The sequence below is a fragment of the Corynebacterium sp. UMB10321 genome (assembly GCF_030228725.1).
In the GTDB taxonomy this organism is placed as follows: Bacteria; Actinomycetota; Actinomycetes; order Mycobacteriales; family Mycobacteriaceae; genus Corynebacterium; species Corynebacterium pseudogenitalium.
In genome coordinates, this window is the sequence record NZ_JASOZC010000013.1 from 26,317 (window position 1) to 41,223 (window position 14,907).

The 14,907-nt window shown below is 63.7% G+C and carries 14 protein-coding genes and 1 tRNA gene; 3 read left to right on the forward strand and 12 right to left on the reverse strand.

Annotation, left to right across the window (positions count from 1 at the left end):
• Nucleotides 1–4: 4 nt before the first annotated feature.
• Nucleotides 5–442, reverse strand: a complete 438-nt coding sequence (locus tag QP752_RS10350; RefSeq protein WP_168156162.1) for a sterol carrier family protein — start codon at nucleotides 440–442, stop codon at nucleotides 5–7.
• Between QP752_RS10350 and QP752_RS10355 the strand changes: the two genes are divergently transcribed.
• Both QP752_RS10355 and QP752_RS10360 read left to right on the forward strand, forming a co-directional pair.
• On the forward strand, nucleotides 441–1,421 hold the full coding sequence (locus QP752_RS10355) for a hotdog domain-containing protein (RefSeq protein ID WP_336296762.1): 981 nt from the start codon (nucleotides 441–443) through the stop codon (nucleotides 1,419–1,421). The genes QP752_RS10350 and QP752_RS10355 overlap by 2 nt on opposite strands.
• A gap of 14 nt (nucleotides 1,422–1,435) precedes the next feature.
• On the forward strand, nucleotides 1,436–2,023 hold the full coding sequence (locus QP752_RS10360) for a hypothetical protein (protein WP_284805442.1): 588 nt from the start codon (nucleotides 1,436–1,438) through the stop codon (nucleotides 2,021–2,023).
• Between the two features lie 10 nt (nucleotides 2,024–2,033).
• On the opposite strand, the gene purL is transcribed toward QP752_RS10360, so the two are convergent.
• The 7 genes from purL to purD form a co-directional block, all read right to left on the reverse strand.
• A complete protein-coding gene (gene purL, locus QP752_RS10365) occupies nucleotides 2,034–4,307 on the reverse strand; it encodes a phosphoribosylformylglycinamidine synthase subunit PurL (protein WP_284805443.1) in 2,274 nt (757 codons plus the stop codon).
• A gap of 7 nt (nucleotides 4,308–4,314) precedes the next feature.
• Entirely contained in the window at nucleotides 4,315–4,986 is a 672-nt protein-coding gene (purQ, locus tag QP752_RS10370) for a phosphoribosylformylglycinamidine synthase subunit PurQ (RefSeq protein ID WP_070478088.1), read from the reverse strand.
• Nucleotides 4,983–5,213: a phosphoribosylformylglycinamidine synthase subunit PurS gene (gene purS, locus QP752_RS10375; protein ID WP_070361934.1), complete on the reverse strand. Its 231-nt coding sequence runs from the start codon at nucleotides 5,211–5,213 to the stop codon at nucleotides 4,983–4,985. The genes purQ and purS overlap by 4 nt, the downstream gene beginning before the upstream one ends.
• An 87-nt stretch (nucleotides 5,214–5,300) precedes the next feature.
• Nucleotides 5,301–7,421, reverse strand: coding sequence for a S9 family peptidase (locus QP752_RS10380; protein ID WP_256021443.1), 2,121 nt, complete (start codon nucleotides 7,419–7,421; stop codon nucleotides 5,301–5,303).
• 30 nt (nucleotides 7,422–7,451) lie between these two features.
• Nucleotides 7,452–8,348, reverse strand: a complete 897-nt coding sequence (locus QP752_RS10385; RefSeq protein WP_284805462.1) for a phosphoribosylaminoimidazolesuccinocarboxamide synthase — start codon at nucleotides 8,346–8,348, stop codon at nucleotides 7,452–7,454.
• Nucleotides 8,349–8,359: 11 nt separating this feature from the next.
• Nucleotides 8,360–9,808, reverse strand: coding sequence for an adenylosuccinate lyase (gene purB, locus QP752_RS10390; RefSeq protein ID WP_256001082.1), 1,449 nt, complete (start codon nucleotides 9,806–9,808; stop codon nucleotides 8,360–8,362).
• A 26-nt stretch (nucleotides 9,809–9,834) separates the two neighbouring features.
• Nucleotides 9,835–11,082, reverse strand: a complete 1,248-nt coding sequence (gene purD / locus QP752_RS10395) for a phosphoribosylamine--glycine ligase (RefSeq protein WP_256001037.1) — start codon at nucleotides 11,080–11,082, stop codon at nucleotides 9,835–9,837.
• 30 nt (nucleotides 11,083–11,112) lie between these two features.
• On the opposite strand from purD, the gene QP752_RS10400 reads away from it, so the two are divergent.
• A complete protein-coding gene (locus QP752_RS10400) occupies nucleotides 11,113–11,517 on the forward strand; it encodes an HIT family protein (protein WP_284805444.1) in 405 nt (134 codons plus the stop codon).
• On the opposite strand, the gene QP752_RS10405 is transcribed toward QP752_RS10400, so the two are convergent.
• The 4 genes from QP752_RS10405 to QP752_RS10420 all read right to left on the reverse strand — a co-directional run bounded on the left by QP752_RS10405 (nucleotide 11,514) and on the right by QP752_RS10420 (nucleotide 14,883).
• Nucleotides 11,514–12,908: a cell wall metabolism sensor histidine kinase WalK gene (locus tag QP752_RS10405; RefSeq protein ID WP_071573143.1), complete on the reverse strand. Its 1,395-nt coding sequence runs from the start codon at nucleotides 12,906–12,908 to the stop codon at nucleotides 11,514–11,516. The two genes, QP752_RS10400 and QP752_RS10405, sit on opposite strands and share 4 nt — an antisense overlap.
• A 14-nt stretch (nucleotides 12,909–12,922) precedes the next feature.
• On the reverse strand, nucleotides 12,923–13,630 hold the full coding sequence (locus tag QP752_RS10410) for a response regulator transcription factor (protein WP_284805445.1): 708 nt from the start codon (nucleotides 13,628–13,630) through the stop codon (nucleotides 12,923–12,925).
• 452 nt (nucleotides 13,631–14,082) lie between these two features.
• Nucleotides 14,083–14,155: transfer RNA gene (locus tag QP752_RS10415), tRNA-Thr, on the reverse strand.
• Nucleotides 14,134–14,883: a DUF364 domain-containing protein gene (locus QP752_RS10420; RefSeq protein WP_256005483.1), complete on the reverse strand. Its 750-nt coding sequence runs from the start codon at nucleotides 14,881–14,883 to the stop codon at nucleotides 14,134–14,136. Before QP752_RS10420 ends, QP752_RS10415 begins: the two co-directional genes overlap by 22 nt.
• Between the last annotated feature and the right edge of the window lie 24 nt (nucleotides 14,884–14,907).

The following is a 14,907-nucleotide window of genomic DNA, read 5'->3' on the forward strand; positions in this document are numbered from 1 at the left end:
ACACCTAGGGGTGAAGGGGTAGAACTGGCAGCCCTTTTTGGACTTCGTGGGCTCGGGAGCCGGAGGCGTCGATACGCCCGGCGCGAACTTCTTCCTCGAAAGTGGCACAACCTGTGGCGATTCGCAGCCAGGTGGTCGGGTCCATTTCCACGACGTTGGGCGGGGTGCCGCGGGTGTGGCGGGGGCCTTCGACGCACTGCACTGCAACAAACGGGGGTACTCGCAGCTCTACTGTGTGTCCGGGCATCTCGTGGGCGAGGGTACGGGCGGTGCGTCGCACGGCGTCGGCAAGCAGGGCCCTGCCGGGCTTGTCGACGCCCTCTTCGTCCAACAGCCAGTCCTTGATTGCCAGGACGGCCGCTCGTGTCGCTGCCGGGTCCACCTCTGTCTTCTTCGGTGCCTTCCTCTGTGCCATGGATTTCATATTATGCTGTGGTGCCATGAAGTCTCCTTCCATCACGCTGCGTTTCATGGCGGCTCCTACAGATGTTCTCCACGCGGGCGCCCAGGGCGTCTCCGGTGGCCGTGTGTTGCAGTGGATCGACAAGGCGGCATACGCGTGTGCCGCGCAGTGGTCTTCGACCTACTGCGTGACTGCCTACGTCGGCCACATCCACTTCACCCGACCGATTCCGTCGGGTCACATTGTGGAGGTCCGTTCCCGGATCGCGATGACTGGCCGCACTTCCATGCACATCGTCAACGAGGTGCTCTCGGCAGACCCCCGGGAAGGTGTTTTCACCCGCGCGTGCGACTGCCTGGTGATTTTCGTGGCAAAGGATGCAGCTGGGCGCCCAACCCCGGTGCCGACATTTACGCCTGAGACCGATGAGGAACGCCGCGTGGAAGCCGCCGCGATCTCCCGCATCGACCTGCGCAAAGCCATCGAGGCGTCCATGCTGGAACAGACCTACACGGACGACTCCACCGCACCACGCACCATCCACCGCTTCCTGGCGAAGCCGACCGACATCAACTGGGGCGGCGATGTGCACGGCGGCACCGCCATGGAGTGGATCGATGAGGCCGGCATGGCCTGCACGATGGAGTGGTCCGGGGAACGCACCGCAGCGGTGTACGCGGGCGGCATCCGCTTCTACAAGCCGATCCACATCGGCGACCTCATCGAGGTGGAAGCGCGCCTGACCAGGACGGATGCGCGCTCGATGCATACCTCCATCTTTGTTCGATCGGGGGACCCGCGCGGCGGCCGCGAGTCGCTCCAGAACGCGATTCACGCCACGGTGACCTACATCGGTATCGACATCGACGGCAACCCGCTGGCCGCGCGCAAGTTCACCCCAGTCACGGACGAGGACAAGCGCCTCTGGGAGCACACGCAGACGCTCAAGGACCTGCGGGCGCAGTACGAGCCGGAGCCGCTGGTGCGCCCAGATGATGCGCAGCAGCGCGTCGACTAGTGGCGGCTATGTCAGTGCTGAAGCGAACCGCTGCGCTGCTGGCCGCGAGCGCCTGTGTGGCCGGTTCACTGGTTGGCTGCGCGGCGCCCCAGCCGAAGACGGCGACCGCGCTGCAGTTCCGCCAGTCCGCCGCCGTCACGCTCCTCGGCGATAGCGGCGGGGCGTACCACTTCCGGGCACGCGTAGAGAACCCCCGCGTCATCTCAGGGCAGGAGGCACGCAGCCGCGTCGGCGACTACACCAACGCCGACACCGCGCTCGCCGACGTGACCCAGCTGCGCTGCTTCGACATCAGCTACATCTACACCGGCAACACCGCAGGCGACAGCCCCGACGAAAACGTAGCCAGCCCCGACATCACCATCGTCGGCGAAGGCAACGTGGCGGCGAACCGCGTGCGCAACTTTGCCACCCAGCTCTGCGACACCGTAGACCTCCCGGTCTTGCCACGGGACCCGCAGGCGCTCGTTCCCAATCAGACCTACAACCAGACCTTCGTCAGCTTCTCCGTCGACGACGCAGGCCAGCCCGGTGTTGAGGCAACGGGCCTGCGCATGGAAACGCCGCCAGGCACCGTGATGACCTGGCGGCATAACCTCTAAATCGCGTTAGTTACAGCGCGGCGTTCGGGGCCGTCGCGTTGCCGAACAGTGCCGGCAACGTATTCGCCCACGCGTCGGCCAGCGCGGCCACGGCGACGGAGTGCTCACCGAAGGTGATCTGGCCGTCGTCGGTGGTGGTGCCCAACACGTGCGCTGGGACGCCGGTGGCGTTTGCGCGCTCGATGGTGGCGTCGACAAGCGACGGATCCACCGCGACGAGCACGCGGGAGGCGGACTCGGAGAACAGCGCGGTGAACGCGTCCTCGTGGACCGCCGAAAGGTCCAGCTTGGCGCCCTTGCCGGAGCCCAGCAGCATCTCGAAGACAGCCTGGGACAGGCCACCTTCTGAGAGGTCGTGCGCGGCGAGGATGTCCTTGTTCGCGTGCAGCAGCTCGCCGAGGCGCTCCTCGTTCGCGAGGTCTACCTGCGGTGGCAGGCCGCTCAGGCCCTGGCCGGAGATGTCTTGCCACACCGAGCCGCCGAACTCTGCCTTCGTGTCACCCAGCACGAGCAAGGCCTGCTCGCCCTCGCCCTTCGGCAGGCGGTGCGGGATGGCGGCGTTGACGTCCTCGATCACGCCGAGCACGCCCACGACTGGGGTCGGCAGGATTGGGGTCTCGCCGGTCTGGTTGTAAAAGGAGACGTTGCCACCGGAGACCGGAATCTCCAGCTCAGCAGCGCCGTCGGCGAGGCCGTGGACGGCTTCGCGGAACTGCCACATCACGTCGGGGTTCTCAGGGGAACCGAAGTTGAGGCAGTTCGTCACCGCGACCGGCTTCGCGCCGGTGACCACAACATTGCGGTAGGCCTCCGCAAGCGCGAGGCGCACACCCATGTTCGGGTCCAGGTAGGCGTAGCGGCCGGACGCGTCAGCGGAAATCGCCACACCGCGCGAGGTCTCCTCGTTGATGCGCAGCACGCCTGCATCCGAGTACTGGGCCTGCACGGTGTTGCCGCGCACGTAGCGGTCGTACTGCTGCGTGATGAAGTCGCGGGAGCACAGCGCCGGGGAGGCAACCATCTTCAGCCAGGTAGCCTCCAGGTCCTCCGAAGTATCGACGTCCGCCTTCGCCTGCACGCCATCAAGCCATTCGGGGCGCGCGTACGGGCGGTCGTAGACCGGGCCTTCGTCGATCGATGACGGTGGCGCGTCCAGTACCAGCTCGCCCCTGTGGTAGACGAGGTAGCGGTCCTTCTCATCGGTGACCTCACCAATCACGGCCGCACCGACCTCCCACTTCGCGCAGATCTCCATGAAGCGATCCACGTTCTCAGGGGTGACCACGGCGCACATGCGCTCCTGGGACTCGGACGCCAGGATCTCGGCGGCGCTCATATTCGCCGCGCGCAGTGGCACGTTGTCCAGGTTGACGGTCATGCCGCCGTCGCCCGCCGCAGCCAGCTCGGAGGTAGCACACGCCAAGCCGCCACCACCGAGGTCCTGAATACCGACGACAACGCCGGCCTTGTACAACTCCAGGCAGCACTCGATGAGGACCTTCTCCGCGAACGGGTCGCCAACCTGGACGGCTGGGAGCTTGCGCTCCTCGCCTTCCTCGAAGGTCGCAGAGCCCAGCACCGACACGCCGCCGATGCCGTCAAGGCCCGTGCGGGAGCCGAAGAGGACCACCTTGTTGCCAGTGCCGGATGCGAACGCCAGCTTCAGGTCCTCGACCTTGAGCGTTCCCACGCACAGCGCGTTGACCAGCGGGTTACCCGCATATGCTTCGTCGAAGACGGTCTCGCCGCCAATGTTCGGCAGGCCCAGCGAGTTGCCGTAGCCGCCAACGCCGTGCACCACGCCAGGCAGGACTCGCTTGGTGTCCGGCGCGTCAGCAGGGCCGAAGCGCAGCTGGTCCATCACCGCGATTGGGCGCGCGCCCATCGCCATGATGTCGCGCACAATGCCGCCCACACCCGTCGCGGCACCCTGGTAGGGCTCCACGAAGGACGGGTGGTTGTGGCTCTCCACGCGGAAGGTCACCGCGTCGCCGTCACCGATGTCGACGACGCCCGCGTTCTCGCCGATACCGGCCAGAATTTTCGACGCCATCTCCTCCGTCATCGTCTCCCCGAAGTAGCGCAGGTGCACCTTGGAGGACTTGTAGGAGCAGTGCTCGGACCACATGACGGAGTACACCGTCAGCTCCGCATCCGTCGGGCGGCGGCCCAGAATGCGCTTGATCTTTTCGTACTCGTCGGTCTTCAGGCCGAGTTCCGCGTAGGGCTGCTCCAGCTCAGGAGTCTGCGCGGCGTGCTCCACCGTGTCATTATGTACAGTCATTGTTTCCCTACGCTCCGATCGAAGAAATAGCGGACAAGAACAACCCGAGCCCGTCCGTCGACGGCCCCGTAAGCGCCTCAATCGCGTGCTCCGGGTGCGGCATCAACCCCACGATGCGGCCGTTTTCGCTCGTCACACCAGCAATCGCGTTGATAGAGCCGTTGAAGTTATCCGTGTAGCGGAACACCACGCGGCCTTCCTTCTCCAGCTGCTCGATGGTCTCGGCGGACGCCTGGAAGCGGCCCTCGCCGTGCTTCGCCGGCACGAGGATCTTGTCCCCCTCGTTGAAGCGGTTCGTCCACGCGGTCTCCGCGTTGGCCACCTCAAGGTAGGTGTCCACGCAGTGGAAGTTCAGGTGCTGATTGCGGGTCAGCGCGCCCGGCAGCAGGCCAGCCTCGGTGAGGATCTGGAAACCGTTGCAGATGCCCAGCACCGGCATGCCCTTCTTCGCAGCCTCCACCACAGCGCCCATCATCGGGGCTTGCGCGGCGATGGCTCCGGAACGCAAATAGTCCCCGTAGGAAAACCCACCGGGGACCACGACGGCGTCAACACCCGTCAAATCTTCATCAGCGTGCCACAGCGACTTCGGCTGTGCGCCAGCCAGGCGAACTGCACGCAACGCATCGACGTCGTCGAGCGTGCCTGGGAACGTGATTACACCGATGGTTGCCGTCATCGAACAACCTCGAAGTCTTCAATCACCATATTTGCCAGGAGGGTTTCGGCGACGCGCTTGAGCTCATCGTCGGACACGGTGTCGTCGACTTCGATTTCAAAGCGCTTGCCCTGACGCACGTCCTCGACACCGTTCACCCCGATTCTGCCCAGCGCGCGCAGGACAGCTTGGCCCTGCGGATCCAAAATTTCAGCCTTAGGCATGACATTTACCACGACTTTTGCCATGAGAATCCTTCGTGTCTCGGAGGTCATTACGACGAAGACAGTATAACGAACGGATCCCTCCCGCGGGAGTCCTTTATTTTGCGGCTGCTAGACGGTGCACGCCCCCGAGTGCACGAGCGTCCAGGCGTACTCGAACGCGGTCTGCTTCCACTTCTCGTAGCGGCCGGACACACCGCCGTGACCGGCGGACATCTCCGTCTTAAGCAGAATCTCCCCGCCCGTAGCTATTTCACGCAGCTTCGCCACCCACTTCGCGGGCTCCACGTACAGCACGCGCGTATCGTTCAGGCTGGTCACTGCAAGGATGTCCGGGTAGCGCTGGGCTGTGATGTTCTCGTACGGGGCGTAGGAGGCCATATAGTCGTAGACCTCCGGGTCGTGGTACGGGTCGCCCCACTCCTCCCACTCCACCACGGTCAGCGGCAGCTCCGGCATGAGGATCGAGGTCAGCGGGTCCACGAACGGGACGATCGCCTGAATACCCGCGAACTTCTCCGGGGCCATGTTCGCAATCGCGCCCATCAGCATCCCGCCCGCCGATCCGCCCTCAGCAACGAGCGTGTCGTAGGAGCTCACGCCCGCGCGCACCAGCTCGTCGGCGCACGCGATGAAGTCGGTGAACGTGTTCTTCTTCGTGAGCATCTTGCCGTTGTCGTACCAGCCGCGGCCCATCTCGCCGCCGCCGCGCACGTGGGCGCACGCCCACACCATCCCGCGGTCCAGCAGCGACAGTCGCGCCACTGAAAAACCTGGGTCCACGGAAGACTCGTAGGAGCCGTAGGCGTAGAGCAGCGTCGGGTGCGGATGAGCCATGTCAAGGTCTGCGCGGTGCACGACGGAGATCGGCACCTGGGTTCCGTCGTCGGCCGTAGCCCACATACGGCTGGCAACGTAATCGGCGGCGTCGTAACCCCCAAGCACCTCCTGCTGCTTCAGCAACGTCAGGCCGCGGGTGGCCACCCGGTAGTCAAACAGCTGGGCCGGCTGCGTAAACGAGGTGTAGGTCAGCCGCACCACCGGCGCGTCCCACTCAGGGTTACCGCCGAGGCCCGCGGTGTAGAGCTCCTCGTCAAACTCGAGCTCGCGCAGCGCGCCGAAACTGCCGCCCTCCACGGGTGCCACCGCAAGCCGACTGATGCCGCCCGAGCGGTAGGCACAAAACAGGAAGTCCCGGTACGTATCGACGCCCTCTACGCGCACGTCCGCGCTGTGCTCCACGAACGTCTCCAGCTCAGTCAACGGCACCCGCGCATCCACCGGGCAGGTCCCTACAGCGAAGTTGGGGCCGGTGGCGTTGTGCGTGACCACCCAGTACCCGCGCCCGGCGAGCTCCGCGTAATCCAGGTCGTACTCCACGCCTTCCTCGCGCGGCCACAGGACCTCGAACTCGGCGGTCGGCATCTCCAGGGGTACCGCGCGCCACTCGCTGGTCAGCTTCGAGCTGGCCACGATGTACAGGAACTGCTCGGCGCGGTCCCCGCCCACGCCAAGGTTGAAGCGCTCGTCGTCCTCCTGGTAGACCAGCACGTCCTCCGACGCCGCCGTGCCCACCTCGTGGCGCCACACCTGGTGCGGGCGCCACGCGTCATCAACGCGCAGGTAAAACAGGTACTGCTCCCCCGCCCACGTCGCGCCGTAAAAGGCGCCTTCGATGGTATCCGGCAGCAGCTCGCCGGTCTCCAGGTCCTTGATGCGCAGGTCGAAGCGTTCGTCGCCGGAGGTGTCCGTCGAAAAGGCGAGCAAGCGCCCCGACGTAGATACCGCTGACGCGCCGAGCGAGAAGAACTCATGGCCTTCGGCCATCTCGTTGAGGTCAAGCAGCACCTGCTCCCCCGGCAGCGGCGAGCCGTCCTCCGGCAGCGTCGGCGGCGTCCACGGGTCGTCGCCGACCCGCACGCGGCAGGACACGCCGTAGCTCTTACCCTCGATGGTGCGGCCGTAGTACCACCAGTCTCCGTTGCGCTGCGGCACGGACATATCAGTCTCCTTGATGCGAGACTTCATCTCCTGATAGACCTGCTCCGCGAGCGGGGCAAACGGGGCGGTCACCTCCGCGGTATACGCGTTCTCCGCCTCCAAATAGGCAATGGTCTCCGGGGACTGCTTGTCCCGGAGCCACTCATAATTATCGACGAACTCGCGTCCATGAAACACGCGAGTCGTAGGGTGTTTTGCTGCCACTGGCGGTTGCGCGCTGAAATTCGTCATAGGCGACGAGTCTACGCGCAACCTCACGCCTTAGGCACGCGCCCCCGGCCAGTCCCCAAACTTCTCGCCGCTGAGGCGCTCGTACGCCTCGATGTAGCGGTCGCGGGTCGCCTCCACCACGGAACCAGGCAGCTCCGGTGGCTGCGTGTTCTCCGCAGGGTCCCAGCCGGACTTCGGGCCGGTGAGCCAGTTGCGCACGTACTGCTTATCGAAGCTCGGCTGCACCTTGCCTTCCTCGTACGTATCGGCTGGCCAGTAGCGGGACGAATCAGGCGTGAGTACCTCGTCCGCAAGGACCAGGTTGCCTTCCTCGTCGACGCCGAACTCCAGCTTCGTGTCCGCCAGGATGATGCCCTTGGTCTCCGCGTACTCCGCAGCCTTGGTGTACACCTCCAAGGTGAGGTCGCGCAGCTGGGCAGCGAGCTTCGCGCCCACCTTCTCCTCCACATACTCGAACGTCACGTTCTCATCGTGGTCGCCCTGCGCGGCCTTCGTCGCCGGGGTGAAAATCGGCTCCGGCAACTTCGAGGCCTCAACCAGGCCCTCGGGCAGCTTCACGCCGCAGACCATACCGGTGCGGTCGTACTCTTTCTTGCCCGAACCAGTCAGGTAACCGCGAGCGACGCACTCGAACGGAATCATCTTCAGCTTCTTCACCACGTACGAGCGGCCGAGGACCTCCTCCGGAATCCGGGGATCATCAACCGGGCCCGCCAGGTGATTTCGCACACCCAAAAGCAGGTCGAAGAAGAACATGGACGTGGCAGTCAGAATCCGGCCCTTATCCGGGATCGCCGGCTCCAGCGAGAAGTCGAACGCCGAAATGCGGTCGGACGCCACCATCAATAACGTTTCGTCATCCACCTCGTAAATCTCGCGGACTTTGCCGCCAGCCAGGTGGGTATAGTCAGAAAGCTCTGGACGCATGGACATAAAGGTTACAGAATCTCCCCTGGTTTGTACGCAGCGGCGTCCGGGTGGGCGTCGATAAGCTGTTGGATACGAGCGCACACGTTGCTGACTTGCGACTCCGCCGAGCCAATGAACGCGTGGCGGTCAGCCAACGCATCCTGCAGCTGCTCTTTGTCGAGCGGGAGGCGCTCATCAGCGGCGAGGCGCTCAATGAGGTTTTGTTCAGCGCCATTTTCGCGCATATCAAGCGCCATCGCAACCGCGTGCTCCTTGATAATCTCGTGCGCCGTCTCACGGCCCACACCCGCGCGTACCGCCGCCATCAAAATCCTCGTCGTGGCCAAGAACGGCAGGTAACGGTCCAGCTCACGGTTGAGCATCGCCGGGAACGCACCGAACTCATCCAGCACAGTGAGAAATGTCTCAAACTGCCCGTCGATAGCGAAGAAGGCGTCAGGCAGGGCCACGCGGCGCACCACCGAGCAGAACACGTCGCCCTCGTTCCACTGCTGCCCAGCAAGGTCAGCGACCATGGTGAGGTAGCCGCGCAGGATCACCTGGAAGCCACCGACGCGCTCACAGGAACGCGCGTTCATCTTGTGCGGCATCGCCGAAGAACCAACCTGGCCCTCCTTGAAGCCCTCCGTCACCGTTTCGTTGCCGGCCATCAGGCGGATCGTGGTCGCGAGCGACGACGGACCCGCTCCCAGCTGCACAATCGCCGAGATCGCGTCAAAATCCAAGGAACGCGGGTAGACCTGGCCGACCGAATCGAAGGTGCGCTCGAAGCCCAGGTGGCGTGCCACCGACTGCTCCAGCTGGCGCAGCTTCGCTTCGTCGCCGCCCATCAGGTCCAGCATGTCCTGCGCAGTACCCATCGGGCCCTTGATGCCACGCAGCGGATATGCCTCCAGCAGTGTCTCGATGCGCTCAACCGCCACCAGCATCTCATCCGCCGCAGACGCGAAGCGCTTGCCCAGCGTCGTGGCCTGCGCCGCAACGTTGTGCGAACGCCCCGCCATCACCAGCGTGGAGTACTGATCCGCCCGATTCCCGATCGCCTTGAGCACCGCGACCGACTTGTCACGAATCAGCTCCAGCGAGCGGTAAATCTGCAGCTGCTCGACGTTCTCCGTCAGGTCACGGCTGGTCATCCCCTTATGGATGTGCTCGTACCCGGCCAGCGCGTTGAACTCCTCAATGCGCGCCTTCACGTCATGTCGCGTGACCTTCTCACGCTCAGCGATAGAGCCCAGGTCCACCTTGTCGACGACCGCTTCGTACGCAGCGATCGCCTCCTCGGGAATCTCAACCCCCAGCTCACGCTGCGCCTTCATCACGGCGATCCAGAGCTGACGCTCCAGAATGATCTTGTGTTCTGCGCTCCACAGCGTCGCCATTTCCGGCGACGCGTAGCGGTTCGACAGGACGTTGCTATTGTTCGGTTTCAACAGTTTCTCAGCCACGACGCTGATTATCGCACAACGTCCCGACACGCGCGCTAGATACGGATTTCTCCCTCAATCGCGCGCCGTCCAATGTCCTTGCGGTAGAAGGAACCCTCGAGCGAAATCTGCTTAATCGCCTGGTAGGCAGCGTCCACCGCATCCTGCAGCGTTACGCCCTTACCCAGCACGTTGAGCACGCGCCCGCCGGCAGAGACGTACTCCCCATCCTTGGTCGCGGTACCTGCGTGCAACACCACGTCGGGGTTGTCCAGGTCGGCGCCAGTAATGACGTCCCCGGTCTTGGGGTGCTCCGGGTAATCCTTGGCCGCCAGCACTACCGTCGCAGCGTAGCCGTCCTCCCACTCCAGCGCCGGCAGCGTATCGAGGCTGCCCGTGGCCACAGCGTAGAGGACGTCGACAAGCGGGGTACGCAGCAGGCTAAGCACCGGCTGAGTCTCCGGGTCGCCGAAGCGCGCGTTGAACTCCACCACCGACGGTCCCTCCGGACCCCACGCGGCGCCGACGTACAGCAGGCCCTGGTACGGGATGCCGCGGGCGACCATCTCGCGCGCCACCGGCCGCGCAATCTCGTCCACGATGCGGTCCACGCCACCCTCCGGCAGCCAAGGAAGCGGCGTGTACGCGCCCATCCCACCAGTGTTCGGGCCCTCGTCATTGTCGTAGGCGCGCTTGTGATCCTGCGCCGGCAGCAGCGGCACGACGGTCTCGCCGTCTACGAGGCAGAACAGTGACACCTCCGGGCCCTCCAGGAAGGACTCGAACAGCACCGGGTTGCCGGCCTCAATCACCTCGCGAGCGTGCGCGCGGGCCTCGGCAGCATCGAGCGTAACGACGACCCCCTTGCCGCCAGCCAGCCCATCATCCTTGACCACGTAGTGAGGGCCGAACGCCTCAAGAGCATCGTCGATCTCCTCGATGCGCTCCACGCGCTGCGCGCGGGCCGTCGCCACACCAGCAGCGGCCATGACGTCCTTCGCGAATGCCTTCGACCCCTCCAGCTGCGCCGCGGCCTTCGTCGGGCCAAACGCTGGAATGCCCGCGGCCTGCAGCGCGTCCACCGCACCCGCCACCAACGGCACCTCAGGGCCAATCACGACAAGCTCAGCGTCAACGTCTTTCGCCAGCTCGACGACCGACTCAGGCGAAGCGACGTCGACACTCCTGACCTCAGCAAGTGATGCCATGCCGGCGTTTCCCGGCGCGACAGTGAGCTCGTGTCCTGCAAGACCTTTCAACAGGGCGTGTTCGCGGCCGCCCGAACCGATAACAAGGATGCGCATGCCCACTAACTTACCGGTAACCTAGGCGCTATGAGCACTGTGTTTACAAAGATTATTCAAGGTGAAATTCCAGGCCGCTTCGTGTACAAGGACGAGGACGTCGCCGCGTTCCTCACCATCGAGCCGATCGCGTACGGCCACACGCTGGTCGTTCCCGTCAAAGAGATCGATAAGTGGACCGACATCGAGCCAGTGCTGTGGGCAAAAATGAATGACGTTGCCCAGCGAGTAGGCAACGCCATCATCGAAGCATTTGGCAGCGAGCGCGCCGGCTACCTCATCGCCGGCTTCGAAGTGCCGCACGCACACATCCACGTCTTCCCCGCCAACGACATGTCCGGCTACGACCTGTCCACCGTGATGAAGATGGACGAAACCGACCCGGCCAAGATGGACGAAGCCGCGGAGAAGCTGCGCGCAGCACTCGAGGCTTAAACCTTCGGGCTCTTCTCCATCGGAAGGGAAATGGTGAACGTGGAGCCCTCACCCGGCGCGCTTTTTACGGTAATGGTGCCGTCGTGCTGCTCGATGAGGGACTTCGCGATCGCCAACCCCAACCCCGAACCGCCACCAGAAGCGCGGTTCCTGGAGTTGTCCGCGCGGTAGAACCGCTCGAAGATGTGCTCCGCGTCCTTCTCCTCCATGCCGCAGCCGTCGTCGATCACTTCAATGATGATGCGGTCCAGGTTCTCCCGCAACGCCACCGTGACCGACGCGTCCTTGCCCGCGTGCTTGAACGCGTTGACAATCAGGTTCAGCAACACCTGGTGCAGCCGCGACGGGTCACCGTTGACCGTCGGCACCGAGGTGGCGTTGTTCTCAATCGTGAGCGAACGCTCCGGGAACGCCGCCTGCGCAGAGCTCACCGCCGAAGTCACCATCTCCAACACATCCACCTGGCGCTTATCCAGGCGAGTGCCCTCCGCACGAGTCAACGCGAGGAGATCCTCCACCAGCAACTGCATGCGGGCAGACTCCTCCTCAATCTTGCCGATGACCATGTCCGCGTCCGGCGCCATACCCTTCCGGTAGAGCTCCGCATACCCGCGCACACTCGTCAGCGGAGTACGCAGCTCATGAGACGCGTCACCCACAAAGCGACGCATCTGCTCCTCCTTCAGCTGCGCATCCTCCACGGACTCCTGCAGCTGCTGCACCATCGTGTTCATCGCGTACGACAACTTGCCGACTTCAGTCTCCCGCGACCACACCGGCACCCGGCGCTTCGTGTCGCCGTCGGCAATTGCAAGCGCAGTGTTCTCTACCTCACGCAACGGGGCCAACGCCTTACGAATATAGGTGCGCCCCGCGCACGCAATCCCCACCACGGCAAGGAGCCCAAATGTCGTTTCCACAATCGCAAGCCAACGCAGCACGCGGTGCTCTGCGTCGAGCTCTTTCGCGACATACTTCACAGTGCCGTCCGGCATCTCGCGTGACATCGCGCGCCACTTCACGCCCGGCGCCACGCCTGTCGACGGCACCGTCACCGCCTTATCTTGCTGCTTGACCCTCGAAAGGTCCGGCGGTGTATCCACATACACCGGGCTCCACGACGTCCCAAACTGCGGATACCACGTCTCCTGATAAAAATCGCTCGGCGCACCCGACGACGGCACCCACGTCACCTGACCAACCCACGTGTCCAACCCCTCGCTGAGCTGGTCGTCGACACGCTGATACAAAATGCTGCGCATGAAGATGTACACCGCCGAGAAACTCACCAACAGCGCCAGCGTGGCAATCGCCAACACCAACGCCACCAGCTGCTTCTGCAGCGGCTTCGTCCTCGAGTACGCAAGCGCATGAAGCCGACGCCTACTCATCGGTCACCTACGCCTTACTTACGAGGTGTACGCAGCACATAGCCGACGCCACGCACCGTATGAATCAACGGCACATCACCGTTATCCACCTTGCGTCGCAGATACGAAATGTACGACTCAACCACGTTGCCGTCGCCACCAAAGTCGTAGTGCCACACGTTATCCAGAATCTTCGCCTTCGACAGCACCACCTCAGCATTCAGCATCAGGTAGCGCAGCAGGTTGAACTCCGTCGGCGACAGCTCAATGATCTCGCCCGCCTTCGTCACCTCGTGCGTCTCATCATTCAACGTCAGATCGGCGTACCGCAGCGTCGTATCCTCATCCGCGTCCTCCGTCACCTTGCCGCGCCGCAGAATCACACGCAGACGAGTAATGACTTCTTCCAAGGAGAACGGCTTCGTCACATAATCATCAGCGCCAATAGTCAGGCCGTGGATCCGATCCTCCACCGCATCCTTCGCCGTCAAGAACAGCACCGGGCCATCAATGTCCTCACTGCGCAGCTTGCCCAACAGTTCAAAGCCATCCATCCCCGGCATCATCACGTCAAGGATGAACGCGTCCGGACGGAAGTCCTTCACCTTCTCCAGGGCCTCTTGGCCAGACCCCGCACTCTCAACCTCAAAGCCCTGGAACTTCAAAGAAACCGTCAACAACTCAACGATATTCGGCTCATCATCAACAACGAGCACCTTTACAGGCTTCGTAGCCTCAGACATGTACAGTTCACTCCTTCATACACCAGGGCATTTCGCGTTTCCCTTAGATTTCTCTCGGGAACTGCGTCGGCCGCCATGAATGGCTTCCACGCCCATGAACATAACTGCCTCTATCTAACGCCGTTTCTCTGAACGTTTCCTGTACGCCCCCTGCATGTGGGTGAGTAAAACAGGGATAGTCCGCCGGGAGAGGCGGGGTTGGGGCCGGTTGGATTTCGTTCCGGTCGACCTCTTAGCGTCGACCAATGCAGGTCGTCGGGAATGACTGTGCATTGCCTGGGCACCAGATCTCACCGCCACCAAACGCTGAACTGGGGAAACGTCGCTTAGCCTTGGCGAAAATGGGGAAATTGGTGCACCGGGGCGATTGCGGGGCGTCGGGCACCAAAATAGTCAGGCACACCAACGCAAACACCCCCTACCCGTTATCCCAGGTAGGAGGTGTTGTGCAGAGCTAGAGACGAGACTTGAACTCGCAACCTACGCATTACAAGTGCGTTGCGCTACCGATTGCGCCACTCTAGCAGCGCTGAAGAGTCTACACTAACGTTCACTCGTTTACCGAAATCCCACTTCCTACCTCCACCGATGCCCTTCAGAGTACCGACGAGCCCGGCAGGGTCGGTGGGGATGAACCCGGATAGGGTGGTGGCTCCGGCGTCGAAGAGGATGGAGCTCATCGGGGTCGATGGGCCGACGATGATGGTGTCCAGCCCGGATGCGAGCTCCAAGAGGCGGGGCATCGTTTTGTTCACGAGGGCGGAGGCGGTGATGAAGACTGCGTCCAGGTCTGGGGCGAGGTATTCGAAGGCGGAGTCGGGGTAGTCGCCGGGGCGTTGGACTCGCTCGAAGACGTAGAGGTCGGCGACGTCGCGGAGGGTGCGCTCCAGGCCTGGGAAGTGCCCGACGACGCCAACGCGCTTGCCGGCGTAGTGGGAGGCGTAGGCGACGAATGCGTCCGAAGCTTCGGCGAAGTGGGATGCGTCGCGGTTCACCCAAGCATTGATGGCGGCGAGGCCGACGCCGGCTTCGGCGAAGTTCCACGATGTGACCATGGAGGCGGCGTCGATAAGAGGGCGTCCGATTGGGGACTCGGAGAGAACGGGGCGGCCGTCGCCGGGGTAGACGGCGGCGATGCCGACGTGGCCGTCGGAGGTGCGGAGCCAGGCCCAGTGTGGTGCGATGCCGAAGTCGGTGACGGTGATGGTGGTCGGGGTGGCGTCGATAAGTTGCTCGTAGAGTTGCCAGGTCATGTGGCCATTCTAGGCGTGTCGGGG